The sequence below is a fragment of the Streptomyces sp. NPDC058198 genome (genome assembly GCF_042882605.1).
In the GTDB taxonomy this organism is placed as follows: Bacteria; Actinomycetota; Actinomycetes; order Streptomycetales; family Streptomycetaceae; genus Streptomyces.
In genome coordinates this window covers 102,755-128,527 of the sequence record NZ_JBHVVP010000004.1, presented here as the reverse complement: position 1 = coordinate 128,527, position 25,773 = coordinate 102,755, and the positions used below count along the sequence as shown (strand labels likewise).

Genomic DNA, 25,773 nt, shown 5'->3' with positions numbered 1-25,773 from the left:
TCGGCGCTCAGTGCGGGGTCGGTGACGGCTCCAGGATGAAGAGCGGGATCCGGCGGTCCGTCTTCTCCTGGTACTCGGCGTACGGGGGGAAGGCCGCGACCGCGCGCTCCCACCACATGGCCTTCTCCTCCCCGGTGGCCTCGCGGGCGATCATGTCCCAGCGCTCGGTGCCGTCCCGGAGCTCCACCCGGGGGTCGGCCACGACGTTGTGGTACCAGACCGGGTGCTTGGGGGCGCCGCCCAGACTGGCCACGGCGGCGTACGCTCCCTCGTGCTCCACCCGCATCAGCGGGCTCTTGCGGATCTTGCCGCTCTTCGCGCCCCGGGTCGTGAGGACGATGACGGGGCGGCCGCCCAGCGTCGTCCCTTCCGTACCGCCCGAGCCTTCGTACACCTCGACCTGCTCGCGTGCCATCGCCAACGAACTGGGCTCGTACTCACCCTCAAGAGGCATGCTGACCATCCCCATCTGCGGAATCTCGCGTCGGAATCTACGGAATCTCACGCCGCGCCGGTCACGGCCGCGTCTTTTCGCGTCTTTTCCTTCGCTCAATGACCGGAGCTGGTGAGATCATTCCCGGTTTCGCCCGGACAGTGACCGTGCGGCCTCGCCCCGCGACCGCGCTCCGGTCCCGGGTGTCACACCGGCGTCGTACGCTGGAGGACCCCGGCCCGTGAGACGTGTCGGGCCCTTCGCGTTGCCCCTCGCTCTTCGGACCCGGACGGAAACCCCCTTCATGAGCCTGCACGGTCTGCTCGACGCCGTCACCAAGGACCCGGCGCTCGCCGAAGCGGTGAAGGCCGCCACCGACGGTCACCGCATGCATGTCGACCTGGTGGGACCGCCCGCCGCGCGGCCCTTCGCGGTGGCCGCGCTGGCGCGTGAGGCCGGGCGGCCGGTGCTGGCCGTGACCGCCACGGGCCGGGAGGCCGAGGACCTGGCGGCGGCCCTGCGGTCCCTGCTGGACCCGGACACCGTCGTCGAGTACCCGTCGTGGGAGACGCTGCCGCACGAGCGGCTCTCACCACGCTCCGACACCGTCGGACGCCGGCTCGCCGTGCTGCGCCGGCTCGCGCACCCGGTGCGGGACGACCCGTCGGCCGGTCCGGTCAGCGTCGTGGTCTCGCCGGTGCGGTCCGTACTCCAGCCGCAGGTCAAGGGCCTCGGCGAGCTGGAGCCCGTCGCGCTGCGCACCGGCGAGAGCGCCGACCTGAACGAGGTCACGGAAGCGCTGGCGGCCGCCGCGTACGCCCGGGTCGAGCTGGTCGAGAAGCGCGGCGAGTTCGCCGTCCGCGGCGGCATCCTGGATGTCTTCCCGCCCACCGAGGAGCACCCCCTGCGGGTGGAGTTCTGGGGCGACGACGTCGAGGAGATCCGCTACTTCAAGGTGGCCGACCAGCGTTCCCTGGAGGTCGCCGAGCACGGCCTGTGGGCGCCGCCGTGCCGGGAGCTGCTGCTGACGCCCGAGGTACGGGAGCGGGCCGCCGCCCTCGCCGAGCTCCATCCGGAGCTGGGCGAACTGCTCGGCAAGATCGCCGAGGGGATCGCGGTCGAGGGCATGGAGTCCCTCGCGCCGGTCCTCGTCGACGACATGGAGCTGTTGCTCGACGTCCTGCCCAAGGGCTCGATGACGCTGGTCTGCGACCCGGAGCGGGTCAGGACCCGCGCGGCGGACCTGGTGGCCACCAGCCAGGAGTTCCTGCAGGCGTCGTGGGCGGCGACCGCGGGTGGCGGCGAGGCCCCGATCGATGTGGGCGCGGCCTCGCTGTGGGGCATCGCGGACGTCCGGGACCGGGCGCGTGAGCTGGGCATGATGTGGTGGTCGGTGTCCCCGTTCGCCGTGGACGAGGAGCTCTCCGAAGAGTCCATCACGCTGGGGATGCACGCCCCGGAGTCGTACCGGGGCGACACCGCCCGCGCGCTCGCCGACACGAAGGGCTGGCTCGCGGACGGCTGGCGGACGGTGTTCGTCACGGAGGGCCACGGCACGGCGTCCCGTACCGTCGAGGTCCTGCGCGGCGAGGGCATCCCGGCCCGGCTCGACACCCCCGGCGCGCGGACCGCGGGCGGCCTCGCCGAGATCGCCCCGGCCGTCGTACATGTCGCCTGCGGCTCGATCGACTACGGCTTCGTGGACCCGGCCCTCGGACTGGCCGTGCTCACGGAGACCGACCTGTCGGGCCAGAAGGCGGCCGGCAAGGACGGCGCGCGGATGCCCGCCAAGCGCCGCAAGACCATCGATCCGCTCACGCTGGAGGCGGGCGACTACATCGTCCACGAGCAGCACGGCGTGGGCCGCTATGTCGAGATGGTGCAGCGCACCGTGCAGGGCGCGACCCGCGAGTATCTGCTCGTCGAGTACGCCCCCGCCAAGCGCGGCCAGCCCGGGGACCGGCTGTACATCCCCACCGACCAGCTGGAGCAGGTCACCAAGTACGTCGGCGGCGAGGCCCCGACGCTGCACCGCCTCGGCGGCGCGGACTGGACGAAGACCAAGCAGCGCGCCAAGAAGGCCGTCAAGGAGATCGCCGCCGACCTGATCAAGCTCTACTCGGCGCGGATGGCGGCCCCCGGTCACGCGTTCGGCCCCGACACCCCCTGGCAGCGGGAGCTGGAGGACGCCTTCCCGTACGTGGAGACGCCCGACCAGCTCTCCACGATCGCCGAGGTCAAGGAGGACATGGAGAAGACGGTCCCGATGGACCGGCTGGTCTGCGGCGATGTCGGTTACGGCAAGACGGAGATCGCCGTACGGGCGGCCTTCAAGGCGGTCCAGGACGGCAAGCAGGTCGCGGTCCTGGTCCCGACGACACTGCTGGTGCAGCAGCACTTCGGCACGTTCTCCGAGCGGTACGCGCAGTTCCCGGTCGTCGTGAAGGCGCTGTCCCGCTTCCAGTCGGACGCGGAGGCGAAGGCGACCCTCCAGGGGCTCAGGGAGGGCTCGGTCGATCTCGTCATCGGGACGCACCGGCTGTTCTCCGCCGAGACCAAGTTCAAGGACCTGGGCCTGGTCATCGTCGACGAGGAGCAGCGCTTCGGCGTGGAGCACAAGGAGCAGCTGAAGAAGCTGCGCGCCAATGTCGACGTCCTCACGATGTCCGCGACGCCCATCCCCCGTACGCTCGAAATGGCCGTCACCGGCATCCGCGAGATGTCGACGATCACCACCCCGCCGGAGGAGCGGCATCCGGTGCTGACCTTCGTCGGGCCGTACGAGCAGAAGCAGATCGGCGCGGCCATCCGGCGTGAACTGCTGCGCGAGGGCCAGGTCTTCTACATCCACAACCGCGTCGAGTCCATCGACCGTGCCGCCGCCCGGCTGCGCGAGATCGTCCCCGAGGCCCGGATCGCCACGGCGCACGGCCAGATGTCGGAACAGGCGCTGGAGCAGGTCGTGGTGGATTTCTGGGAGAACAAGTTCGATGTGCTGGTCTCCACGACGATCGTGGAGTCCGGGATCGACATCTCGAACGCCAACACCCTGATCGTGGAGCGCGGCGACAACTTCGGTCTCTCGCAGCTGCATCAGCTGCGCGGCCGTGTCGGGCGCGGGCGGGAGCGCGGCTACTCGTACTTCCTCTACCCGCCGGAGAAGCCGCTGACCGAGACCGCCCACGAGCGGCTCGCGACGATCGCCCAGCACACCGAGATGGGCGCGGGCATGTATGTCGCCATGAAGGACCTGGAGATCCGCGGCGCGGGCAATCTGCTGGGCGGCGAGCAGTCGGGTCATATCGCGGGCGTCGGCTTCGATCTGTATGTGCGCATGGTGGGCGAGGCGGTCGCCGACTACCGCGCCTCCCTCGAAGGCGGGGTGGAGGAGGAACCGCCGCTGGAGGTCAAGATCGAGCTTCCGGTCGACGCGCATGTCCCGCACGAGTACGCGCCGGGTGAGCGGCTGCGTCTACAGGCGTACCGCGCGATTGCCTCCGCCAATACGGAGGAGGACATCACCGCGGTCCGCGAGGAGCTCACCGACCGCTACGGCAAGCTCCCGGAGCCGGTGGAGAACCTGCTGCTGGTGGCGGGCCTGCGGATGCTCGCGCGGGCGTGCGGCGTCGGCGAGATCGTGCTCCAGGGCCCGAACATCCGCTTCGCACCGGTGGAGCTGAGGGAGTCCCAGGAGCTGCGGCTGAAGCGGCTCCATCCCCGTACGGTCATCAAGCCGGGCGCCCACCAGATCCTGGTCCCGCGCCCGACGGCGGGCAAGATCGGCGGCAAGCCGGTGGTGGGACGCGAACTGCTGGTGTGGACAGGCGAGTTCCTCACCACGATTCTCAGCTGACAACTGGGGCACACGTCCTGTGCCGGGCCCGTCCGGCACAGGACGTAAGGTGCGGACGTGCGCAGACTTCGGGTACGGATATCGCGAACGTGTCGTTGCGGAGGGGCCGTTGCCCTCTCCCTGCTCGTGCTCGCGGGCTGCAAGGAGGAACTCGTCCCGGATCCGGGGCAGTCGGCGGCGAGCGGCGACCGGGGAACCGGCTCGGGAACCGGCCACGGTGCCGGTCCGCTCGGCAACCCCGACGGTACGAAGCCGGGGCTCGCGCCGATCACCTCGGAGCCCGACAAGAAGGCCGCGCGCCGGCTCATCGACACGGTACGCACCGCCGGCCGGGGCCCGAAGACCGGCTACGACCGGGACGAGTTCGGCTACGCCTGGATGGACTCGGCGGACGGGGTGCCCCTCGCGCGCAACGGCTGCGACACGCGGAACGACCTGCTGGCCAGGGACGGTCAGCAGGTGCGCTACCGCTCGGGGTCCGACTGTGTCGTCGTCTCGATGACCTTGCACGACCCCTACACGGGGAAGTCCATCGAGTGGCGCAAACAGTCGGCGACGAAGGTGCAGATCGACCATGTGATGCCGCTGTCGTACGACTGGCAGATGGGCGCCGCCCGCTGGAACGAATCCAAGCGCGAGCAGATCGCCAACGACCTTATGTTGGCGGCGTAGGTGTCTCACGCTGTGGTGTCTCAGGGGATTGGTCCCCGTACTGCGAAGCCATGTCTCACGCGGGAACTGTCTCGGCTCGGTGGTCGGCGAGAAGGTGGGGAAGTGACGGAACACATGATCCGGGCTGCTCGTGGAAGGGCCCTCATCTGTACCGTGCTGGTGCTCGGGGCATTGCTGACAGGTTGTAAGGAAGGCCCTCTCTCCAGCGAGAGCCAGTCGCCTGGTGGCGGCCCGCCAGTGTCGGACGCGCGCGGCATCAGTCCGCTTGCCGATCCGGACGGCACAAAGCCGGGGCTGGCAGCGATCTCTTCCGCGAAGGACACAGCGGCGGCTCGTGACCTGATCGCCAAGCTTGATACCAAGGGGCGAGGGCCGAAGACGGGGTACGCACGGGACAAGTTCGGCTACGCGTGGATGGATACGGCGGACGGCGTGCCGCTGGCCAGGAACGGTTGTGACACGCGGAACGATTTGTTGAAACGGGATGGTCAGAAGGTCCAGTTCCGCTCGGGTTCCACCTGCGTGGTCGTCTCGATGAACTTGTACGATCCGTACACGGCCAAGGACATTTCCTGGAAGAAGGCGGAGGCGTCGGCGGTACAGATAGACCACGTGGTGCCACTGTCCTACGCCTGGCAGATGGGTGCCGCCCACTGGGACAAGGACAAGCGGGAGCAGTTGGCGAACGACGTGCTGAATCTTCTGCCGGTCTCAGGCCCGACGAACTCCGCCAAGCGAGACTCAGGGCCGGCATCCTGGCTGCCACCCAGTAAGGCGATTCGCTGCTCGTACTCGGTGCGGTTCGCGCAGGTGGCAGAGAAGTACAAGCTCTCTGTGACGTCGGCGGACAAGAGCATGATGCTCAAGCAGTGCGGTGCCTGAGATACGCAGGCGCCAGATGTTCGGCTTTGTCGGCTTCAGGTCTGCAACGGAAGCGGACCTTGACGTTCTGATCGCCAGGTGGGCGCCTGGGAACTCAATGGTGAAAGCTTCGGCGGCCGTGCAAGAGTGCTCCCCTGACCATCGACGGAGCCCAAGAATGACCCAGGACGATGCCCGGAGACATCTCAGCCATATCGCGCGCGAGAGGGCGTTCGGTAGGCATGTTGGGTCTGACCGGCTAATCCAGGCGGGGTTGGACGCACTGGTCGCTGGAATCGAGAGTCCCTCGCTCGCCATGTTGGCAGGCCTCCTGCGGAGCGAAGAGCCCGAAGCTCCAGAGCTTTTCGACCACGTGCTGGAGGAGCTGGGATTGCTCTTCCGCCTGCCGGCTGACCCCACGGCCGCAAAGTGGGCCATGGCCCACTGGATCGCTGGTCAGATCGTCGACGGATCCATCGATCCTGCCACCGGCACGTATCTCATCTGGGCGGACATCGCCTACGACCTCGACTATCCCGAAGACCTCGAACCACTCGTCCACTGTGCGCACAATTTGGACGGCTGGGAGGAGAGCTGGGGCGTCTCCATTGAGGAGCTCAACAGGGAAGCGGTCGAGGCCGCGGAGCAGTTCTTGAGCAAGCGGCCAGTGGAAGAGCCGAAGGGCTGATAGTCAGCCGACAGATTATCGACGCGTCACGTCTGAACCGGCGGAGACGACGGAGCAGGTTCGCGTCGGCGCTCAAGTTGCCTGATCACACCGTCCTGGCTCTCCGCGTTCCGGGACTGCAGGCGACGGGAGTCCGCTTCCAGCTCGGCGTTCCTGAGCGTGAGGGTCTGGATCTGGTTCGCGTACGCCGCGACGGTCGATCGCAGTTCCCGGATCTCGGCGGCCTTCTCGATACGGAGCTCGTGCACAGCCTTCTTGATCCGGGCGATCTCCTGCCTGAGTTCGTCGGCCTCGGGCCGCTTGGCCTGCGGGGCGCCGAGGATTTCCTTGATCGCCGCCGAGACCGGCGAGCGGTAGTACGAGGCTCTGGAGACACCGGCCTCGGCGCAGATGTTCACCGCCGAGGTCCGGCCGTCCGTGATCCCGGGCCGGCCGAGCATGAGCTGCTCGAAGGCGCGCATGATCCTTCGGTCGATGTCGGTCAGGTCGGAGTTCTCTCGGGTGAGGCGTCCGAAGGCGGTACGGATGACTCGGAGGGTCTCGTCCATGGAGTCGGTCATCGTGAGGTGTCCTCGTGGTCGATCTCGGCGATCAGGCGGGTGAGCGTGGCCAGGTGTTCGGTGATGGCCAGTTGCTGGAGATGCGAGAGTCCGGTGGCCTCGCCGAGTTCGGCCTTCGCCATGTTCCGCGCTCGCTCCAGGCGGGGCATGTGGACGGAAGCGCGGCGTGAGTTGGGGCAACGCGTGCACATGTCGAGCATGGGGACGGGACGGCCCAGAGGCTTGGCGCGCTTGCGGCACACGGCTGTCTCAGCCTGGTAGAAGCAGTCGTTGAGCACACCGGGGTGCAGGGTCCTCGTCAGATGGTGCAGCAGCGTCCGGAGCCGGGCGGGACTGGCTACGACGCCGGGCAGGCCGCCTAGTTCGCTGCGGATTCGGTCGAACTCGGCCTCGATCCGCTGGGCGGCGCCGCCTGCCGAGCGCCCGCCCTCGTTCCAGTCGTGGTAAAGGTCCTCGACGTAGTCGAGCTTGGCTACAGCTTCCTCGGCGGCGACCTCGTCGGCGAAGCCGGAGGCGGAGGTTCCCGCGTATCCCTCGAACATGGTGATCGCGGCATGCTTGTACTGGCGGGCGCCCGCGACCACGCCGAATGGCTGATGGGCGATGTGCCAGGCGAGGGTCCGGCGGAACTGCCGGGTGTCGAAGGCCCAGGGGAGCGCGGTAGATTCCGCTGTGTCATCCCCGCCTGGGCCGGGATCGTTGGGTGTCGCCGTGGCCAAGGGCACGTAGAGGCCATCCGGTGTGCTGAACAGCTCGTTGAGGTGATCCCGGAAGGCTCGGATGCGCCGGGGCAGATTGCTCAGCAGCACGTGCCCGTCGCGGCCACCCCCGTCGTAGCCGAAGAGGTGACCGGGGTCGTCGTTGACCTCTTGGAGAACGGCGACGGCCTGGTGGACGACTTCAAGGACAACCCACTCGGCCTCTTCTCCGCTGAGCCTGCGTGTTTTCCCCTTGAAGACCCTGCCGCGGATCTTGTACCGGGTCCGCCCGTCGGCCCCGCGTTCGGTGAGCACGCAGTCGCGGCCCAGCTCACGCACCTCTGTGTCCCTCATTCCCGACAGATAGGCGACGACGATCCAGCACGCGGTGCGCAGGAAGGACAGCTCGTTGGCCAGGCTGAAGGGGCTGAGCCGTGACCGCCATGGCTTGTCCGATCCTGGCCACTCCGACAGCCGTGTGTCGAGCCCGCCCTCCTCGTATCCAATGGCTTCCCCGGCCTCGACCATCAGCGCTCGCAGGTGTTCGGCCGTTCCGCAGCCGGCGAGGAGAGAGATGAGGGTGTGGTTGGGGGCCTGCAGTACTCCGTTGACGGCGACGGCGTGCGGCACGGTATGGGCCGTCTCGCGAGGAACCGCGGGGATGCCCCGGCCTGCCGTGCGACGTTCGGCGATGAAGGCCAGCACTCGCGCCCGGGCCTGGCCGTGCCCGAGACTCCGGCCTTTGCGGGCTGCTTGGAGTGCGATGATCTCCCTGCGTGCGGCAAGGATGTCGCCGCTCGCTGTCTCCACGTAGAAGACCGCCGCCCGCAGCAGAGGGGCGAGAACCTCCTCTGGGATGCGGGGAGTGGCGTTCTCGCCCTTGACCCGTTGCATCCCGGCGAGACTGTAGGCGCTGCGGCCGTTCCACGGCAGGATTCTCAGCCTGTCCTCGGACAGGAATGGTCCGTGCGCCGAGAGCTGCTTGAGCAGCGTCACGTTACGGACAGCCGTGTGCGGCTTGCTCTTCCACTTCTTCAGCACCGCATCGAGATGGGTTCGGTTCACCTCGGACAGTCGTGAGGCGCCTTCGTCCCGTAGATCCGCCGCGATAGCGACGAAGACCCGCAACTCTCCAGCCGCCGCCGTGGCCTTGATCGGACCCAGGCCCAGCGAACCCCGACGCAGGCGGGAGGCGACGTACTCCTTTGCCGTGTGGCGCGTCACCGGGTCGAAGATCTGCGTGAAGTCGAGCCGCCACGTTCGCCACGTACGGGGGAGCACGCACCGCAGGTCCCAGGTGTCGTCGGATAGGAGCGGCCCCCGGCTCGGCAGGCCGAGTGTGAGCCGCTCAGGGAGGGCGAACTCCTCGGAGGGCGGCAGGCCCTGCTGCTCGGCTCTGGGCCTCGGCACGGCAGTCATGTGATGGCCTCCAGGAACGATTCGGGCAGCAGCAGACGGACGCCATCGGCCTCGGCGATGGCCTGCGCCGTGGTGAGCTGGCGGGTGCTGAAGCGGGCCCGGACGCCGTGGACGATGCGGTCCCACGCGAGCCCGAACCGCGCGTTCCACTCGGCAGTCGGGTACTCCTCGCGCTGCCGCTCCAGAAAGTCCAGGAAGGACAGCAGACTCGGCAGGTGGCGGCTGGTGAACACCGCGTTCGGGCACTCCAGGCACCCCCAGGCCGGGACCGGGCAGGCTGCCCCGGGTTTGCGCGCGAACGGGGAGGCGAAGAAATCGCGGCAGGAGGCGAGCCACACGTCCTGCTCACCCGAGATCGCGGACTCGATCTCCTTCGCGCTCAGCGCGGCCTCGCCGTCGTCAAGACGGTCACCGTCGTCCGACAGCACCACCGGCGGGACCAGAGCCGCGCGCAGCGCTTGCTCAAGGCCCGCCTCCACCGCTTGCTCATGGGTCTCGTGGTGAGCGCCGATGTCCGCGTAGTGCTTCGCCGCGACCGGCCGCGTGTGGCCCGACGCGAAGTCCTCCAGCACCCCGCCGGCGCGCAGGTATTGCCGGGACTTGACCGTCTTGCGAACGCGGCGCAGATCGAGGACGACCGGCAGTCCGCTGCGGTCGCTCAGGCGGTCGAGCCCGTGCTCGGACATCCACTCCCGGGTCACGGTCGACCAGGCGTGCAGGCCGTCGAAGGGCGCGCGGGGATGCCCGAACCCACTGACGTCGCACCACAGTGCATCAGTACCGATCAGTTCACGGATCCGTTTTGTCAGACGAAGAGCCAGCCGGATCACTCCACCGGGAAAGCGCAGGGAGCCGCCGTCGGTGACCCTGATCGTCTTGTGGGTGGAGCCCGCAGCGCGCTTCTTGACGTAGGCGACGCTGACGTAGCCGCGTGCCGGACTGACCAGACAATCGGACCGCAGCCGCCGGATGCACTCCGGCTCCATACCGGTCTGGCAGGCCAGCAGCACAAGGAAAGGCACCAAGTCCCGCGGGCTCAGGTGCAGGCGGCCGTTGAGTTCCTTCTTGCCGCCCCAGGGGCGAAGGGTCTTGTACGAGATGTCGTCTGCCGTCAGTGGCCCGCGATTCAGGATGTGCCACAGGACGTTCTCCAGCCGGTCCCAGCCGTGCTGATGAGGGTCGCGTCCAGTAGCGGCCACTTTCTCGCCTTCCAGGATCCGGTCGCGGATACGGGCGACGTCTTCCCGGGCGGCGTTCTCCAGGGCGTCCAGCACCGGGAACGGATAGGCGTCGAGCGGTTTCGTCACGCGGTTGGCCGATGCCGAGGTGAATCCCAAGCGAGCGTGGAACGCGGCGTCGAAGGCGGCGGGGTGTGCCTCGTGCACCAGTTTCAGGAGTCGCACGAGGTACGTCATGGTCAGGTATGGCTCCTTGCTCGCCTCCCCGTACTGGGCGATCAGCCGCAGCTCGAAAGCGTCGAGGAGGTCCGGCTCCAGGTCGCCCAGCCGCAGGTCGTCGGCGGATTCGGGGAGGGCCGCGGCTGTGAACCGGATGAACTCCCGCACGCGCTTGACGACGTAGCGGACAGCGCTGCGGTCACGCAGAGATCCGGGAAGGCTGATGACCTCGGCGAGCGCGGTGGCGAGGGCCCGGGTGAGGCGTGGGCACGGGAGTCCGGACAGGTCGATGCGTTCGGGGCTCCCGCTCAGATCCACAGTGAAGACCACCGGACCGATCGACGGCACCGGCTCCGCGGCAGCAGGGGTGTCGACAACGGCGGGGAAGCGGACGCGGCGCGGGCTCACCGGTCCTCCTCCGTGCCCAGGCGGACCTGCTCGAACGCGGCGGCCTGTTCGTCCCAGTCACCGAGAGCCGCCAGCACGATCTCCTGGGCCTCGTCCAGCACGTCCAGATACGTGTAGACCGTCGCCTCATGACGATGGCCGAGCAGCAGTTGTAGTTTGCGCAAAGGGTTGCCGATGAGCAGGCGCTTCACCTCGGCGTGCGTGAACCGGCGGTCCTCCCGCATGCCGAGCGCCCGGACGGTCTGCCGCAGCAGCAGGCCGAGCATGTGCACTGCGAAGGAGTGCCGCAGTGTGTGTGGGTGGACGTCGAAGTCCAGCCCGAAGCCAGTACACCGCTCGTTCGCCCGCCGGAAGACCGACTGCCACGTACTGCTCCGCAGCGGCAGTCCGTTCTCGCCCAGCCACAGCCATAGAGGCCCGTTCGCGAGCCCCTGACCGTCGACCTGCATAAGCCGTGCCCGGTCCGCCGTGCCGATCCGTGAGTACAACCAGGTGGACCCGCATTCGATCGCCAACGCGTGGCGGTTCGCACGGCGTACCGGCAGAAGATCGGCACACGTCTCGTACACGCCTTGAGTGCGTCGCCGCTGCACCAACTCGTCGCGCTCGATGCCGACGTAGTGGTGCAGGTCGCGGGCTACCCGGGGGCGGACATACACCGTGCGTGCTCTGTTCCGTTTCGCCACGGCGGCCGAGACGGTGATGTCGCCGATCACGCGTCTGCCGGTGACCGGCGGCAGTTCCGTCGCCAGAAGGCCGGCCGCCTCGCCCAGCCGCATGCCGGTGCAGATCAGGAGATCGGCGAAGAGGGCGTTGCGTTCGCCGTTGCGGCCCCGCCACCTTGCGTCCGGGGAGCCATCCGGCAGCAGACCCCGGAGGCCGACGTCCCGCCAGAGCATGAAGTCCTCGTGAGACAGGAACCTGATCGGCTGCCGGGGTACCTCGGGCTCGGCGTCCGCGTTGACCCGCACCCGCTTCGGTCCCTGCGGAGACACCACAGTCTTGTCGACGTACCGGAACGGCTCCGCAGGCAGCAGCTCCTCGTACAGCGACCACTGAACCCACTTGTCGAGCGCGGCGATGGAACGGTTCCAGGTCGCCACGGACACCCTGCCCGGGCCGGTGCCGTGCAGCCGTACGCCCTTGTATGCACGGAGGTCGGCGCCGTCCGTCTGCCAGATGGCCTTGCCGCAACGGGACTCGTACAGGAACCGGCAGTACAGCATGATGTCGGTGCTGTAGCCGATGATCCCGTTCTTCGATCTCACGCCCCAGTTCTCCATGTCCCGCAGGAACCGGTTCAGTTCGAGGTCGTAGCTGCCGTCCGGGGCGAGGATGAACGGTCGCCCCTCGCGGACCCCGGCTCTTTTCAGGACCGCTTCGGCATCGAAGCCGAAGCTCTCTGACGTCGCCGGTCGGCCGGCGGTCCGATGCAGGACCACTACTGCCTCAGGTGCACTGCCGGACCCTGCTGCCTCTTCCGTACGCATGCCGTCCTACCCGTCGTGAGACAAGCTGTATGCATGCATAACCGGATGATCGCTGAGACAGTTACGGGTGCCGACATAAACGACCCGCTCAACCTCATCCCGGTCGACGGGCCGACCAACGGCTCCAAGAGCGACTCGGGCCCGGCCTCCTGGCTACCGCCGAACAAGCAGATCCGCTGTTCGTACGCGGTGCGCTTCGCACAGGTCTCTCTCAAGTACGACCTGCCGGTGACCGCGGCGGACAAGAAGATGATGCTGACGCAGTGCGGCGGCTGAGACAGAGCGCAACCGACAGGCGGCGCGCTCAGTCGTGGGCCGTCTCCGCCTAGGATGTCGGCGAACGCGGCACACACAGGGTGTGGCTGCATCTGAAAAGAAGCGCCCATGGACGACACAGTCGCCCACATTCACGCCAAGCTGTCCGCAGCGTGCTCAGAGCCGGTTCCTCGTCCGCGGACCTTCGTGCGAGCACCTGGCGGGCGAGGATCTGGACGCGGGGGCGGCCGAGTCCCTCGCGCGGGCGCTGGGCGATCAGGACCGCTGGGTCGGACGACGAGCCATGACTTTGGCGCTCCCGTTCTTGGACGCGTTCCATCAGCCGGCTGTGATCGACCTCCTGGGTCGGCTATCCGTCGAGGTAACGGTGTCTGCTGTCGCCTGACGAGATGAAGAGTTGGCCCTCGCGAACCTGCCATTCAGCCGTGCCATCGACTTCGTGGCCGGCGAGGAAGAGGCCCCTGATGCGGTCTCCGTCGTCGTCGGAGGCCGGGATCCTCGCTATGTCTCGGATCTGGTGAACGAGCCAGTCCAGGGCCGACTCGCGGATGTCGGCGCCGTAGAACAGATAGTGAGTCCAGTTGACGTGCTGGCGAGGTGTGCCCCATCCGTTGGAGTAATGATCGTCTTCGTGAGAGGAGATGATTTCTTGGGCTGCGGCGAGTTGTTTCTTGTCGCACTCCAGCCATCCTCTGACCGACACGTAAATACCCATTGGTGCGTTTCCTCTCTGTCGTCGTGCAGCAGGCGTCGGGCGGTGGGCCAGCGGGCTTCGTCGTCCATCGGCTGGGAGGGGCCGTTCTATCTCTACGATGCCGCGGCCCGCGATCAGATGACTCGCCGTGGCTTCTTGGCCGAGCCGCTGCCGGGTGAGTGTGGCGAACCGGGCCGTCGCCGTTTCGGGCGCCGCACCGAGGCTGTTGGCGAGAACCTACCGACCGAGACCGTCGCCCCGCACAGACGTGAGAGTTGACTCTCACAAATTGTGAGAGGAGACTCTCACGTCATGGCCTCCCATAATCGCCTGGGCGATATCGAGATCACTGACCCCCAAGCCATGCGGGCCTTGGCGCATCCGGTTCGGCTGGCGATCCTTGACCACCTCCACCGGCACGGGCCTGCGACCGCGACGCAACTCGCGCCCGACGTGGGAGCGACGCCGTCGGTGACCAGTTGGCATCTGCGCCACTTGGCGAGCTTCGGACTGGTCCGCGACAGTGAGCCGGGCCCGGACCGACGCCAGCGACGGTGGGAGGCCGTGGCACGAGGCTTCCGATTCGAGGCACCGCAGGACCCGGCCGATGAGGAAGGCCGGTCAGCCGCGCGGGTGCTGTCGCAGCAGATGTTCGTGCGCTATGCGGACCTCCCGAGCCAGTGGGCTGCCGAGGTCGAGCCCGAACTCGATCCGGCGTGGGGCAGGCTGGCCGGGCTGGCCAACACCCGCGTCGTCGTCTCGGCTGAGGAACTCGCCGCCATCGAGGACGGGATCGAGCGCGTTCTCGCGCCGTACGTGACTCGCGATCCGGCCGAGCGGCCCGCGGACGGCCGCGGCGTCCGGCTGATGCGCTACGTCCTGCCGGAAGGTGCCGAGGAGCAGACCGGGCAGACGTCGTGAACAGCCCGGACCGGACCGCAGCGATATCGCTGTGGCGGGATCGACGGTTCCGCCGCTTCTGGGCCGGTCAGTCGGTTTCACAGTTAGGCGACAGGATCACCGAACTGGCCCTGCCCCTGATCGCCATCAGCGCCCTGAACGCCTCGGCCAACCAGGTGGCGTGGCTGACCGCACTGATCTGGACCCCGAACCTGCTCGCGATCTTCCTGGGGGCATGGGTCGACCAACGAGCCCACAAGCGCCGTCTGATGATCCTTGCCGACCTGGTGCGCGCCGCAGTACTGCTCAGTGTCCCGGCGGCCTACCTGTTAGGGGCGGTGACGCTGGGACAGCTGTATGCGGTGGCGCTGCTGATGGGCACAGCCGGGGTGCTGTTCAACACCGCCTATCCGCCGTTCTTCGTGCGCCTCGTGCCGCGGGCGTCCTACGTCGACGCGAACAGCAAGCTCAGCGCCAGCCGGTCGGCATCGTATGTCGCCGGACCGGCCATCGGTGGCGCTCTGGTACAGGCGCTGACCGCACCCGTCACCGTCGTCGTGGATGCCCTGACCTTCCTGGTGTCAGCGGTCCTGGTCGGCCGGGTTTCGGTCGACGAACCGCCGGCCGCCTCCGGCAGTGCAGGGGCGCCCTCGCTGTTGCAACGTGCCCGAGAGGGACTGTCGTTCGTTGTCCGTCACCCAGTGCTGCGGGCGACTCTCGGATGCGCGGCGACCGTCAACTTCTTCACCTTTGTCGCGGGCAGTGGGCTGATGGTGCTGTTCGCCAACCGGAGCCTCGGATTGTCGGCGGGAGCGATCGGCATCGCGTTCGGGATCGGCGCGACCGGTTCCGTCCTTGGCGCGGTGTCCGCCCCGAAGCTCTCGCGGCGGTTCGGCGTGGGGCGCAGCATCGTCGTTGGCGCGGTGCTGTTCCCGGCGCCGATCGCCATTGCCGCCGCCGCGGGCGGTCCGCTCTGGCTCCGTGCCGGCGCCTTGGCCGCGGCCGAATTCCTGTCCGGCTTCGGTGTCATGCTGTTCGACGTCAACCTCAACTCTCTCCAGGCCGCTGTGATCCCCGACGGCATGCGCAGTCGCGTGGCCGGCGCGTACGGCACGATCAATTACGGCATACGCCCGGTCGGCGCCATCGTCGGAGGGCTGCTCGCTACCCTCATCGGCCTGAGGGCGACCCTCCTCATTGCCGCTGTCGGCGGAGCCCTGTCACTGCTCTGGCTACTGCCCTCACCGATACCCCGCATCCGCTCCCTGGCTCCGAACAGCGCTGCGGATTCACCTGCTGACGCGGACGACGACAATCGACCAGTGCCGCGTTGATCCGCCGGGCTTCGGTGATGGCCTACCGGGACCACGCGGACTACGGCCTTTCGTGGGCCCTCCGCGAGCCGAGCCTCTAACCATCTGGGCAGGGACAGAGCCGCCGCCGGCTGTCGGGTCTGTGGCCAGCGTGAAGCGCCGGTCCCCGCTCATTCCCATCGCCCGGATCGCCTGCCTCAGCAGCAGACCGAACGTGTAGACGGCGAACGTGTGCCTTGTGTCCGCAGAGGCCGTGTGCGGATGACTGCGTGTTGTCATTGAGCTGGCGGAGCTCGGAGGCTGCGTTTGCCACCTTGGTATCGGAGCGTGTTGCGTTGCGACAGTCCGAGCGTGACGCAGCCACATTCCCGGGTGACGCCGGGCTCTCGTCCATAGCATCCGAGGCAGCGGCTCAGACTAGTGTGAGCCGCACAAGGATGAGGTATTCGCCGGGTGTCTCGATGTAACCGGCCTCGATGACGTACTCGCCCATCACGAGGTCGATGCGTAGGTGCTCCTCGTTCTCGATCTCGGTGGAGTCGTAAACCGAGTCGAACAGGATGACTGGCTCCGCGACGTTCCAAATGGGCCCGGGTTCCCAGTCCACGTTGGGCAGCAGTCCAGCGACCAGGTCCGGCAGCTCTGCTTCGTCGTCGCCCGCGATCTCACGGACCAGGACATTGAACTGGGGGAGGAATGTCGTTCGTGCGGGCATGTCCCCGAGGACCAGAGCCTGCGAAGTGCCACCATCGATCTGCCCAACATAGCCCTCGACCTCGCAGGCTCGTCCGTAATCGCCTTCTTGTCGGGGTAGTTGCGCGGCGTTCCACCCCACTGTGTGCAGGCTGACTCGGCGACCAGGATCAACGGCCCGCCGGCTGAAGTCACCCAGGTGAGGCCCATCAGGTCTCCGATCATGTTGTGTGGGGGGGATCAGTCGGCTCGTCTGGAGCGCACGCGGTGCCGGGAATGCCTCGCCATTGCGCTCCGGGCTCTCGAGAAACTCGTCGAGGAGCTGGATCGGTGTGTAGCCGGTGGCTCCTCAGAAGGGCCGCAGGATGCCTTCGGGACCGGCGAGTGCCGCCTCGGCAAAGTCTTCGAAATCCAGGTTCGCGATCGACAGATTCGCGTGCACGTCATGGACGGCGGCCGGAGTAGTACGGAACTCGCGGGGTGGCGGGGAGTCGATGAGCTCTTGGTAGTACATCGGGTCGAGATCCTCGTCCTCGGTCGAGGTGGTGAGGGCGAGAAGAGCGCGGCGGGCAGACTGCATCGTGGCGCGATCGGCGATGAAGACCACGCTGAGGTCCTCGTCCCGTCTCACCGCGGTGAGGACGGCGTCGGGTGTGGCCCCAGCGCAGACGGGATCGTCGACCAGGTGGACATGGGCCTCAAACTCGCCGTTGTTTCCCCACGGCTGAGTCGCCTCCGCCACCACCGCCTGCCATGTCGCCTCGTCGTTGTAGTCGGTTCTGATGATCAGAGCAGCGAATTCATCACGTCCGGCAATCTCGGGCAGCACGTTCACGGACTCCTCCCCTTCCTCGGTCCCTGGTTGGGGTCCGACTGTTTCGCGGAGCACTGACATCGCCTTCGCCTCCCCAGGCCGCGATCCGACGCGTCGCCATCATCGTCTGATCTTGACGTAGGAGAGCAGGATCGTGAGTCCCCGGCTCAGTCGACGTCCTGCGTGAGCAGGTCCTCGATGCCGTCCGGCGCGATGCCGGAGCAGATGCCGAACAACAGCCGTTGGGCGATGAGTACTTCCAGGTGCGGGAACAGGGCCTGCGTCGCGTCGTGGAAACCGCCGCGGCGGTGGACCGGAGCGGCCGAGATGCCGACGTTGCGGCCGAACTCGGAGATGCTCACCGGCCCGACGGTGGCCAGCAGCCAGCGAAGGTTCTGGGGGGTCCATCCGCACTCGGCGGGATGCTGCCCGTGATTTCGGCAACTCGGGGGCGATGGTCCAGCGGTGCGGATCTCAGCGCGCTTCCGTGAGCAACTCCGCCAGGTGGTCCACGAATTGGGTGAGCCGGTCCAGCCGTGGTCCGTTGCGGGCGATACGGAATCCGTGGCGGCGGCCCCAGAACGCCGCCTGGACGGCGTGGAGCTGGGCCCACCGCTGGACGCGTTCGCGATCGAGTTCCGCGGCCTCGGCGAAGATGTCCAGGAGGCGGTGGACAGCTGTGCGCAGGTCGTCCGCCGCGAGGAGTGTGAGCGCGCGCGTCTTGAGCAGGGTGCCGCCGTCGTAGGCGGGGTCTCCCACGTACCCCTTGGGGTCGACGGCCAGCCACGGCTCGCGGTCGGCGCGCAGGATGTTGCGGGCGTGCAGGTCGCCGTGGATGAGGATGTCCGGCTGGACGCGCCCCAGTTCGCGGACGGTCGCGGCGGCGGCGTGCACCACGTGACCCGACAGGGCGTGCGTCAGCTCCTTGGCGTCCTTGCGGAGCTGCTCCTCCCAGGTGGCGGCCTGCTCCCGCAGCCGGGGCAGGCCGGGCGGCGCGGGGATGGCCAGTCGGCGATTGATCCGCCCTGCGGCCGTCGCCACCTCGTCGCTGTCTTCGACCTCCGCCAGGGTCGATGTCCGGGCCCGTTCGAGCAGCATCGCGAACCGCTCGTCGTCGCGCTCGTGCAGCAGGACAGCGCCGCGCCCGCGCCATGCCGCGAACGCGTCCGGCTCATGGACGTTGCCGGGATGCGGAAATGACACTTTCAGCACAGCGGTCCCTTCGGCCCGCCGCCGCACCGGGACGATCACCCCGACGCCCCCGTGCATGACCTCGCCGTCCGGTGCGCATTCCCAGCGCTCCAGCAGCTCGTCCACGATCCCGGGCAGTTCGGCGAGCCACGCCGCTCCGGGCGCTCCTTCGCGCTCGACGGTGCTCCGTACGAACGCCTCCGGTACCGCAATCATCCGGGCACCTTACGCGCCGGCCCTTTCCCGGGCCGGAGGCGCTTCGGGGGTCAGCCTTCGGGGGTCAGCCGTTGAGGTTGTCCAGGTCCAGGATGTCCTTGTCGGCGGGGACCTTGGCGGGGACCGGCTTGTTGAAGTCGCTGAAGATCATCGTGCCGGGGTCGGTGCCGGTGGAGACGACCTTCAGCAGATAGGGCTCGCCCTCCGTGGCGACGTGCATCGTGTAGCTGTCCTTGCCGTCGGTCTCGGTGAGGGCGATCGTCGGCTGGTTGTTCACCGTGCCGAGCGGTCCCTTGCGGGCCACCGAGCCGCCCTCGTACGCGGACAGCAGCTCGTCCAGGTCGCAGAAGGTGACGAAGTCCTTGGCGTCCGGGGACGTGGCGTCGGTCTTCACCCAGCGGCCGGCGAGCATCTTGACCACCGCGTCGGTCTCGGCCTTGGGCTCCCCCTTGGCCTGGGCCCGCAGGAACTCCTCGTCGTACTGCATGTAGACGGTCTTGCCGACCTTCGTGATGATCACATTGCCCTCGTCGTTCATCGACATGGTGCCCGTGCAGTCGCCCTTGGTGCTGAGGGCCATGTCGAAGACGATGTGCCCCTCCTCGGTGTCCTGCAGATCGGCCTTGAGGGTCAGCGAGGAGGCGCCGCGGGTGGCCTTGGACGCCTTCTCGGCGATCTCGGGGCCCGACAGGTCCGCGAAGGGCGCGGCCTTCTTCTCCTCGCCGCCCTTGCCCGTGGTCTTACCGGTGGTCTTGGGGTCCTTGCTGTCCTGGCCGAGCGGGCCGCAGGCCGGGAGCGTGAGGACGGCGGCCACGCAGAGGGTGCCGAGGACGGCGCGACGGATACGACGGGGACGGGAAGCGGCGGTGACAGACATGACGGATCTCCAGGAGACGTCTGGAACGGGCGGAAAGGAGAGGAGAGGAGAAGCGCAAGGAACAGGCGAGAAGCTGACGGCACAGCGGGAGGTGGGCCTTCGAGGCCGTCCCGTGTAGCGATACGTCAATAACAACAGATGCTGTGAACCGAGTCAACACGGTTCACGGGATTTGAATGAGTCCACGCTGTGAATCCCTCTCGCCCGCCCGCGCCGCTATGCTCGGCGCCACCACAGGTCGTGCGGTGAAGGAGGCAGCCAGGTGCCGGAGAACGCAGCAGAGGTGACGGCTGCCGGAATCGCCCGGCTCGCCGGGGTGGGACGGGCCGCCGTCTCCAACTGGCGGCGTCGGCACGCCGACTTCCCGCTTCCCGTCGGCGGCACCGAGACCAGCCCTGCCTTCGCGCTCGGCGAGGTCGAGCAGTGGCTTCGTGAGCAGGGAAAACTCGCCGAGGTTCCGCTGAGTGAGCGCGTCTGGCAGGAGCTCTCCGGCGATCCCGCGGGCGCCGCCACCGCCCTGGTCCGCGCGGGCTGCGTCCTGCTCCTCGTACGGGAACGGCCGATGGAGTGGCTGGAGCTGGCCGCCGCCTCCGACGCGCGCCTCGCCGAGCTGCTGCCCGCGGCCCTCGAAGAGGTGCTCACCCCGCGCTTCGGACCCCCCACGGACCGGGCTGTTCACACCCCGGCGCCCCGGGAACTGCTGCCCGCCGTCCCGCTGCTGCGCGGCGTCGCCGAACTGGCGGCGGAGCGCGGCGCCCGTCAGACGTACGAGTTCCTGCTCGGCCGGCATCTGGACGCCAACCCCCGTCAGTACACGTCCACCCCGCCCGAGGCGGCCGCGCTGATGACGGCGCTGGCCGGCGCCACCACCAAGGGCGTGACCGTCCTCGACCCCGCCGCAGGCACCGGCACCCTGCTGCGCGCCGTCCCGCATCCCGCCGCCCTGTACGCCCAGGAAGCCGCCCCGGAGCCGGCCGCGCTCACCGCCCTGCGCCTCGCCCTGCACACGGACGCCGACGTCAGGGCCAGGGCCGGGGACACCCTGCGCGCCGACGCCTTCCCCCGGCTCACCGTCGACACCGTGCTCTGCCATCCGCCGTTCAACGAGCGCAACTGGGGCCATGACGAGCTGGCCTACGATCCGCGCTGGGAGTACGGATTCCCGGCCCGTACGGAGTCCGAACTCGCCTGGGTCCAGCACGCGCTGGCCCGACTGCGGCCCGGCGGCGCCGCCGTACTGCTGATGCCGCCCGCCGCCGCGTCCCGCCGCTCGGGCCGCCGGATCCGCGCCGATCTGCTCCGCCGCGGCGCCCTGCGCGCCGTCGTCGCCCTGCCCGCCGGAGCCGCGCCCCCGTACGGCATCCCGCTCCACCTCTGGGTGCTGCGCAAGCCCGTCGCCGGCGGCCGGCCCGCGCCCGAGCTGCTGCTCGTCGACACCGCCGAACTCTCGGCGGGCGGCGGCCGCGACAACGTCGACTGGGGGACGGTCCACGCCGCCGTCCTCGACGCCTGGCAGCCCTTCGACCGGCAGGGCACGGTCGAGGAGCAGCCGGGCGTCAGCCGTGCGGTGCCCGTCCTCGAACTCCTCGACGACGACGTGGACCTGGCCCCCGCCCGGCATCTCCCGCCCCCGGCCGCCGGTGGCGGGGCGGCCGAACTGGCGCGCGTACGGGAGCGGCTGGCCGACACCCTGCGGCTGACGGTGGAGCTCACCCCGCAGACCACCGGGCCCGCCGGTCCTGCGGGAGCGGCGCAGCCGGCCCACCGGCTCGCCACCACCGTCGGTGAACTCGCCCGCGCCGGCGCGCTGGTCCTGCACACGGGCGGTACGGGAACCACCGCCGCCACCCCCGTGCCCGTTCTCACCGAGCAGGACGTGCTCGCAGGACGCGCCCCCTCGGGCACGCTCCCCGAGGGCGCGGCCGAGGAGCCCGTACGGACCGAGGAGGGCGATGTCGTCGTGCCCGTCCTCGGCGGCGGCGCGGTCGCCCGGGTCGTCGACGCCGCCACGGCGGGCGCGGCGCTCGGCCGCAACCTGCAGCTGCTGCGCCCCGATCCGGCCACCCTCGACCCGTGGTTCCTCGCCGGCTTCCTGCGCGGCACCGCCAACAACCGGCAGGCCAGCAGCTACGCGTCCAGCGCGACCCGGCTCGACGTACGCCGTCTCCAGCTGCCGAGGCTGCCGCTCGCGGACCAGCGGCGGTACGGGGAACGCTTCCGCGCGCTCGCCGCGTTCGAGGACGCGCTGAGGCTCACGGGACGGCTGGGGGAGCAGCTGACGCAAGGGCTGTACGACGGACTGACGGACGGCACCGTCACGATGTGATCAGCTCGACATCGGTTCGGTACAACTCCGGGCCGGGTGTCCGTGTCGGTGTATACGCTCGTCCCGTACCGTCCCGGATTCCGACATGGATCCCGGATCCGGATCCGCGTTCGTATCCCGTGCCCACCTCGACCAGGCATCCAGGAGCAGTCATGTACGGCCCCGGCCCCGGCTTCACGCCGACGCCCCGGCGGCGACCGCACCCCGCCGTGCTCGTCACGCTCAGGGTGCTGCTCGTGGCCATCACGATGCTCAGCGTCGGGTTCCTCGGCTGGGTGGCGATGCTGCGGATCGCGATCATGCGCAGCCGCGCGCTCGACTGGGTGCTGTTCTGCGTCACCGTCATCCTGGCCTTCGGCGCGCTGATATTCATCGGCGGGAGCGAGACGGAGGAGCCGCGGGACATCGACATGGCCCTCATCGGTCTGCTCTTCCTGATGTCGATCGCGATCACGACGCACTATCTGGTCGCCGACATCAAGCACTTCGCCGTGCACGGCAGGACCCCGCCGGGTCCGTACGCACCGCAGCAGCAGCAATACGGCTACGGCTACCCGCCGTTCTCCGCCACCGCCCAGACGCGGCCCCAGCCGCAGCCGGTGCCGCCCGAGCCGGTCCGCCCAGTCCTGCCTCCGCCGGTGCGGCCGCCCTCCGTCCAGCCGCCGCCCGTCCAGCCGCCGCCCGTCCAGCCGCCGTCCGTCCAGTCCCAGCCGTCGCACACGCCTCCCCGTATCGACCAGGTCCGCGCCGAGCTGGACGAGCTCAGTGACATCCTGCGCAAGGGCCAGGAAGGCCGGTGAACGGACGGGTCATCGCCGGCCGTTACGAGCTGTCCACCGTCATCGGCCAGGGCGGTATGGGCCAGGTCTGGACGGCGTACGACCAGCGGCTCGACCGCCGCGTGGCGGTGAAACTGCTCCGCCCCGACCGGATGGCGGCCGCCACCGGCGCCGACGAGATGCGCCGCCGCTTCGTCCGCGAGTGCCGGGTCACCGCCCAGGTCGACCACCCCGGCCTGGTCACCGTCCATGACGCGGGCAGTGACAGCGACGACCTCTATCTCGTCATGCAGTACGTCGAGGGCGCCGACCTCGCCGACCATCTCGCCGAACACGATCCGTACCCCTGGCCGTGGGCCGTCTCGGTCGCCGCCCAGCTGTGCGCCGTACTCGCCGCCGTGCACGCCGTGCCCATCGTCCACCGCGACCTCAAACCGCGGAATGTGATGGTCAGGCCCGACGGCGCGATCACCGTCCTCGACCTCGGCGTCGCGTCCGTCATCGACACCGACACCACCCGCCTCACCCACACCGGATCACCCATCGGCAGCCCCGCCTACATGGCCCCGGAGCAGGCGATGGGCGGAGCGGTCGGCCCGTACACCGATCTCTACGCCCTCGGTGTGCTCCTGCACGAACTCCTCAGCGGCAATGTGCCGTTCGCGGGCTCCACCGTCCTCGGTGTGCTCCACCGCCATCTGTACGAGCCGCCGGTGCCCGTCCGCCGGCTCAGACCCGAGGTCCCCGACCGGCTCGAAGAGCTCGTCCTCCGGCTGCTCGCCAAGGACCCGCAGCACCGCCCGGCCGGAGCCCAGGAGGTGTACGAGCAGCTCGCCCCGCTGCTGCCCTCCCGGGGCGGCCCCGCGACCGGTCCGCTCGACCCGACCCGCCCCTTCCTGCGCCCGCACGCCCCCTGGCCCGACCGGGCCACCACCCCGCCGTCCGTGCCCGCGCCGCAGCAGCCGCCGGTCCCTGCGGAGCGACCGGATGTCGCGGCCGCCGTCGACGAGGTCAAACGCCTGCTCGGCGAGGGCAGCATCACCCGGGCCGTGGACATCCTCGGGGGCATCCTCCCGGCGGCCGCCGCCGAGCACGGCGAGCACTCCCCGGTCGTCCGCATCCTGCGCAAGCAGTACGCGTCGACGCTGATGGACGACGGCCAGTACCGCCGCGCGCTCCCGGAGCTACGCCGGCTCGCCGACGACCGGGCCGCGGAGGCCGGGCCCGGCGATCCGCAGACGCTCCAGTTCCGTTACGACGCCGCGCAGTGCCTGGAGCAGCTCGGCGAGGCGGCCGCCGCGCTGGCCGAATACCGCGCGGTCCTCCCGTACCACGAGAACGGGCAGCCGCTCGGCACCGATCCCGGCCGCGCCTTCGACATCCGGCACCGCGTCGGGCATCTGCTGCTCGCGGTGGGCGATCACCCGGCGGCGCGGCAGCAGTTGCAGAACCTGCTGTGGGACGCGGAGCGGGTCTACGGCCCGTACCACCCGCTCCCGGCCGAGCTCCGCCGCTCGCTCGACCACCAGCAGCAGTTCCGGGGCCTCTAGAGAGGCTGTTCTCGCCGGGATCCAGGGGGATTTGACGGCGCCCTCTCCTGGGCTAATGCCACACACCTGAGGGCACATCGGGGTCTGCTCTCGGTGTTCAACTCCCTTACTCGCACCCCACGGACCGTGGATGACGCACCGGCCACGTGTGTCCGTGGCGTGCGGCACCCACCCCTGGAGGTGTGATGCGGTCCAGATTCACCCTGACCCGCCTCGCCGCGGCGCTGGTTCTGGCCTGCGCCGTCGCGGTGAGCGGCTGCGCCAGCCGCGACGATACGGACATCGGCAGCGGCGGTGGCAGCGGCGGTGGCGGCGGCCGGTCGGCGGCGGCGCAGGCGCAGACCCCGGGCGCCCCGCTGCAGGATCCGGAGGAGTGGGTGAGCCGCAACGGGCTGCTGCGCGCGCGCCTCGATGTGAGCAGGCGTCAGGTCGATGTGGCCGGCCGCAAGCTCTGGGCGCTCACGTACAACGGCCGCTACATGCCGCCCACCCTGCGCATCCGGCCCGGCGACAAGCTGGAACTGGAGGTGAGGAACCGGCTGGACAAGTACACGAACGTGCATGTGCACGGATTGCACGTATCGCCGTCGGGCAACGCCGACAATGTCTTCGTCCATATTCATCCGGGCGAGACATTCCACTACTCGTACCAGTTCCTGAAAACCATTGAGCCCGGCACCTACTGGTACCACTCGCACGCGCACCCGATGTCCGCGGCGCAGGTCGCCGGGGGAATGTCCGGCGCCATCATCGTCGACGGTCTGAAGCAGTATCTGCCGCCGTCCCTGCGGAACATCACCGAGCATGTCATCGGTCTGAAGGACTTCCAGGTCCAGGGCGACAGCATCAAGACCAAGGATCTGCACATCGGCTCGGCCACCACGCGCACGATCAACGGCCAGCTGAAACCGGTCATCCGTATCCGGCCGGGGGAATATCAGCTCTGGCGGCTGGCCAACATCAGCGCCAATATTTACTACAAACTCCATTTGGAGGGGCAGAAGTTCCAGGTGATCGCCCAGGACGCCAGCCCCGTCGACCGGATCTGGTCGGCGGATTCGCTCCTCATCGCGGCGGGCGCGCGGTACGACGTACTCGTACGGGGCGGTCCGGCGGGCCGTACCCAGTTGCAGACGCTCGCGTACAGCACCGGGTCCGCGGGCAACCAGTTCCCGAAGGAGCAACTGGCCACCGTGGTCTCGGAAGGAGCCGCGGTGCCACCGGTGGAGCTGCCCGCCACCTTCGCGCCCAGGGAGGACCTGGACAACGCGACGCTCGCCGCCCGGCGCACCCTGGTCTTCTCCGAGAACGCGGCGGGGGACAAGTTCTACATCAACGGCAAGCAGTTCGACATGGACCGCATCGACGTCCGGTCCCGGCTGAACACGGTGGAGGAGTGGACCGTCCGCAACGACAGCGACGAGGAACACTCCTTCCACGTGCACACCAACCACTTCCAGCTGATGAGCGTCAACGGCCGCCCGTATGACGCGCGCAGCATGCAGGACACCGCGAACGTCCCCGCCAGGGGGCAGATCGTCATCAGGAACAAGTTCAGCGACTACACCGGGAAAACCGTCTTCCACTGCCACATCCTCAATCACGAGGACGAGGGAATGATGGCCACTCTGGAAATCGTCAAATAACCGGAGCCCGTCCGGGCCG

At 68.9% G+C, this 25,773-nt stretch carries 20 protein-coding genes and 2 pseudogenes; 11 read left to right on the top strand and 11 right to left on the bottom strand.

Annotation, left to right across the window (positions count from 1 at the left end; all coding sequences use genetic code 11):
- Positions 1 to 7: 7 nt before the first annotated feature.
- Positions 8 to 454 carry a nitroreductase family deazaflavin-dependent oxidoreductase gene (locus tag ACFVWW_RS16675; RefSeq protein WP_386879173.1) on the bottom strand — a complete coding sequence of 149 codons (447 nt, stop codon included), beginning with the start codon at positions 452 to 454 and terminating at the stop codon, positions 8 to 10.
- 283 nt (positions 455 to 737) lie between these two features.
- Here ACFVWW_RS16675 and mfd point away from each other — a divergent pair, with 283 nt between their 5' ends.
- The 4 genes and pseudogenes from mfd to ACFVWW_RS16655 all read left to right on the top strand — a co-directional run bounded on the left by mfd (position 738) and on the right by ACFVWW_RS16655 (position 6,507).
- Complete coding sequence (gene mfd, locus ACFVWW_RS16670; protein WP_384187287.1) at positions 738 to 4,286, top strand: transcription-repair coupling factor; 3,549 nt, start codon at positions 738 to 740, stop codon at positions 4,284 to 4,286.
- A 78-nt stretch (positions 4,287 to 4,364) separates the two neighbouring features.
- A pseudogene (locus ACFVWW_RS16665) lies at positions 4,365 to 4,940 on the top strand (HNH endonuclease family protein); the annotation flags it as partial.
- Positions 4,941 to 5,072: 132 nt separating this feature from the next.
- On the top strand, positions 5,073 to 5,840 hold the full coding sequence (locus ACFVWW_RS16660) for an HNH endonuclease family protein (protein ID WP_386879214.1): 768 nt from the start codon (positions 5,073 to 5,075) through the stop codon (positions 5,838 to 5,840).
- Between the two features lie 157 nt (positions 5,841 to 5,997).
- Complete coding sequence (locus ACFVWW_RS16655) at positions 5,998 to 6,507, top strand: hypothetical protein (protein WP_386879172.1); 510 nt, start codon at positions 5,998 to 6,000, stop codon at positions 6,505 to 6,507.
- Positions 6,508 to 6,533: 26 nt separating this feature from the next.
- Here ACFVWW_RS16655 and ACFVWW_RS16650 read toward each other — a convergent pair whose 3' ends face one another.
- The 4 genes from ACFVWW_RS16650 to ACFVWW_RS16635 are packed head-to-tail and all read right to left on the bottom strand — an operon-like array spanning position 6,534 to position 12,431.
- Positions 6,534 to 7,067, bottom strand: coding sequence for a hypothetical protein (locus ACFVWW_RS16650; RefSeq protein WP_386879171.1), 534 nt, complete (start codon positions 7,065 to 7,067; stop codon positions 6,534 to 6,536).
- On the bottom strand, positions 7,064 to 9,184 hold the full coding sequence (locus tag ACFVWW_RS16645; RefSeq protein ID WP_386879170.1) for a hypothetical protein: 2,121 nt from the start codon (positions 9,182 to 9,184) through the stop codon (positions 7,064 to 7,066). Before ACFVWW_RS16645 ends, ACFVWW_RS16650 begins: the two co-directional genes overlap by 4 nt.
- On the bottom strand, positions 9,181 to 10,989 hold the full coding sequence (locus ACFVWW_RS16640) for a hypothetical protein (RefSeq protein ID WP_386879169.1): 1,809 nt from the start codon (positions 10,987 to 10,989) through the stop codon (positions 9,181 to 9,183). Before ACFVWW_RS16640 ends, ACFVWW_RS16645 begins: the two co-directional genes overlap by 4 nt.
- Entirely contained in the window at positions 10,986 to 12,431 is a 1,446-nt protein-coding gene (locus ACFVWW_RS16635) for a tyrosine-type recombinase/integrase (RefSeq protein WP_386879168.1), read from the bottom strand. Before ACFVWW_RS16635 ends, ACFVWW_RS16640 begins: the two co-directional genes overlap by 4 nt.
- A gap of 126 nt (positions 12,432 to 12,557) precedes the next feature.
- On the opposite strand from ACFVWW_RS16635, the pseudogene ACFVWW_RS16630 reads away from it, so the two are divergent.
- A pseudogene (locus tag ACFVWW_RS16630) lies at positions 12,558 to 12,755 on the top strand (DUF1524 domain-containing protein); the annotation flags it as partial.
- Between the two features lie 349 nt (positions 12,756 to 13,104).
- Here the strand turns inward: ACFVWW_RS16630 and ACFVWW_RS16625 are convergent.
- Entirely contained in the window at positions 13,105 to 13,470 is a 366-nt protein-coding gene (locus ACFVWW_RS16625) for a hypothetical protein (protein ID WP_384333704.1), read from the bottom strand.
- Between the two features lie 291 nt (positions 13,471 to 13,761).
- Here ACFVWW_RS16625 and ACFVWW_RS16620 point away from each other — a divergent pair, with 291 nt between their 5' ends.
- Together ACFVWW_RS16620 and ACFVWW_RS16615 are read left to right on the top strand one after the other, a co-directional pair.
- Positions 13,762 to 14,370, top strand: a complete 609-nt coding sequence (locus ACFVWW_RS16620; RefSeq protein WP_386879167.1) for an ArsR/SmtB family transcription factor — start codon at positions 13,762 to 13,764, stop codon at positions 14,368 to 14,370.
- On the top strand, positions 14,367 to 15,683 hold the full coding sequence (locus ACFVWW_RS16615; protein ID WP_386879166.1) for an MFS transporter: 1,317 nt from the start codon (positions 14,367 to 14,369) through the stop codon (positions 15,681 to 15,683). Before ACFVWW_RS16620 ends, ACFVWW_RS16615 begins: the two co-directional genes overlap by 4 nt.
- A gap of 391 nt (positions 15,684 to 16,074) precedes the next feature.
- Here ACFVWW_RS16615 and ACFVWW_RS16610 read toward each other — a convergent pair whose 3' ends face one another.
- From ACFVWW_RS16610 to ACFVWW_RS16590, 5 genes are all read right to left on the bottom strand, one after another.
- Positions 16,075 to 16,497: an Imm21 family immunity protein gene (locus tag ACFVWW_RS16610; protein ID WP_386879165.1), complete on the bottom strand. Its 423-nt coding sequence runs from the start codon at positions 16,495 to 16,497 to the stop codon at positions 16,075 to 16,077.
- A gap of 207 nt (positions 16,498 to 16,704) precedes the next feature.
- Positions 16,705 to 17,190: a DUF6924 domain-containing protein gene (locus ACFVWW_RS16605; protein ID WP_386879164.1), complete on the bottom strand. Its 486-nt coding sequence runs from the start codon at positions 17,188 to 17,190 to the stop codon at positions 16,705 to 16,707.
- A gap of 146 nt (positions 17,191 to 17,336) precedes the next feature.
- Positions 17,337 to 17,531, bottom strand: coding sequence for a hypothetical protein (locus tag ACFVWW_RS16600; protein WP_384333695.1), 195 nt, complete (start codon positions 17,529 to 17,531; stop codon positions 17,337 to 17,339).
- A 112-nt stretch (positions 17,532 to 17,643) separates the two neighbouring features.
- Complete coding sequence (locus ACFVWW_RS16595; RefSeq protein ID WP_386879163.1) at positions 17,644 to 18,576, bottom strand: aminoglycoside phosphotransferase family protein; 933 nt, start codon at positions 18,574 to 18,576, stop codon at positions 17,644 to 17,646.
- Between the two features lie 64 nt (positions 18,577 to 18,640).
- Complete coding sequence (locus ACFVWW_RS16590; RefSeq protein WP_384187306.1) at positions 18,641 to 19,453, bottom strand: hypothetical protein; 813 nt, start codon at positions 19,451 to 19,453, stop codon at positions 18,641 to 18,643.
- Positions 19,454 to 19,715: 262 nt separating this feature from the next.
- On the opposite strand from ACFVWW_RS16590, the gene ACFVWW_RS16585 reads away from it, so the two are divergent.
- The 4 genes from ACFVWW_RS16585 (at position 19,716) to ACFVWW_RS16570 (ending at position 25,754) form a co-directional block, all read left to right on the top strand.
- Positions 19,716 to 21,779 (top strand): N-6 DNA methylase, encoded by a 2,064-nt coding sequence (locus ACFVWW_RS16585; RefSeq protein WP_386879162.1) that lies wholly within the window; start codon positions 19,716 to 19,718, stop codon positions 21,777 to 21,779.
- A gap of 152 nt (positions 21,780 to 21,931) precedes the next feature.
- Positions 21,932 to 22,579 (top strand): hypothetical protein, encoded by a 648-nt coding sequence (locus tag ACFVWW_RS16580; protein WP_386879161.1) that lies wholly within the window; start codon positions 21,932 to 21,934, stop codon positions 22,577 to 22,579.
- Entirely contained in the window at positions 22,576 to 24,108 is a 1,533-nt protein-coding gene (locus ACFVWW_RS16575; protein ID WP_386879160.1) for a serine/threonine-protein kinase, read from the top strand. The genes ACFVWW_RS16580 and ACFVWW_RS16575 overlap by 4 nt, the downstream gene beginning before the upstream one ends.
- Before the next feature lie 185 nt (positions 24,109 to 24,293).
- A complete protein-coding gene (locus ACFVWW_RS16570; RefSeq protein ID WP_384187319.1) occupies positions 24,294 to 25,754 on the top strand; it encodes a multicopper oxidase family protein in 1,461 nt (486 codons plus the stop codon).
- The last annotated feature ends 19 nt before the right edge of the window (positions 25,755 to 25,773 follow it).

Excerpts from the sequence above, each read along its gene's own strand:
- ACFVWW_RS16675 (WP_386879173.1), bottom strand. The coding sequence starts at position 454 with ATGCCTCTTGAGGGTGAGTACGAGCCCAGTTCGTTGGCGATGGCACGC.
- mfd (WP_384187287.1), top strand. The coding sequence starts at position 738 with ATGAGCCTGCACGGTCTGCTCGACGCCGTCACCAAGGACCCGGCGCTC.
- ACFVWW_RS16660 (WP_386879214.1), top strand. The coding sequence starts at position 5,073 with ATGATCCGGGCTGCTCGTGGAAGGGCCCTCATCTGTACCGTGCTGGTG.
- ACFVWW_RS16655 (WP_386879172.1), top strand. The coding sequence starts at position 5,998 with ATGACCCAGGACGATGCCCGGAGACATCTCAGCCATATCGCGCGCGAG.
- ACFVWW_RS16650 (WP_386879171.1), bottom strand. The coding sequence starts at position 7,067 with ATGACCGACTCCATGGACGAGACCCTCCGAGTCATCCGTACCGCCTTC.
- ACFVWW_RS16645 (WP_386879170.1), bottom strand. The coding sequence starts at position 9,184 with ATGACTGCCGTGCCGAGGCCCAGAGCCGAGCAGCAGGGCCTGCCGCCC.
- ACFVWW_RS16625 (WP_384333704.1), bottom strand. The coding sequence starts at position 13,470 with ATGGGTATTTACGTGTCGGTCAGAGGATGGCTGGAGTGCGACAAGAAA.
- ACFVWW_RS16620 (WP_386879167.1), top strand. The coding sequence starts at position 13,762 with ATGGCCTCCCATAATCGCCTGGGCGATATCGAGATCACTGACCCCCAA.
- ACFVWW_RS16595 (WP_386879163.1), bottom strand. The coding sequence starts at position 18,576 with ATGATTGCGGTACCGGAGGCGTTCGTACGGAGCACCGTCGAGCGCGAA.
- ACFVWW_RS16590 (WP_384187306.1), bottom strand. The coding sequence starts at position 19,453 with ATGTCTGTCACCGCCGCTTCCCGTCCCCGTCGTATCCGTCGCGCCGTC.
- ACFVWW_RS16580 (WP_386879161.1), top strand. The coding sequence starts at position 21,932 with ATGTACGGCCCCGGCCCCGGCTTCACGCCGACGCCCCGGCGGCGACCG.
- ACFVWW_RS16570 (WP_384187319.1), top strand. The coding sequence starts at position 24,294 with ATGCGGTCCAGATTCACCCTGACCCGCCTCGCCGCGGCGCTGGTTCTG.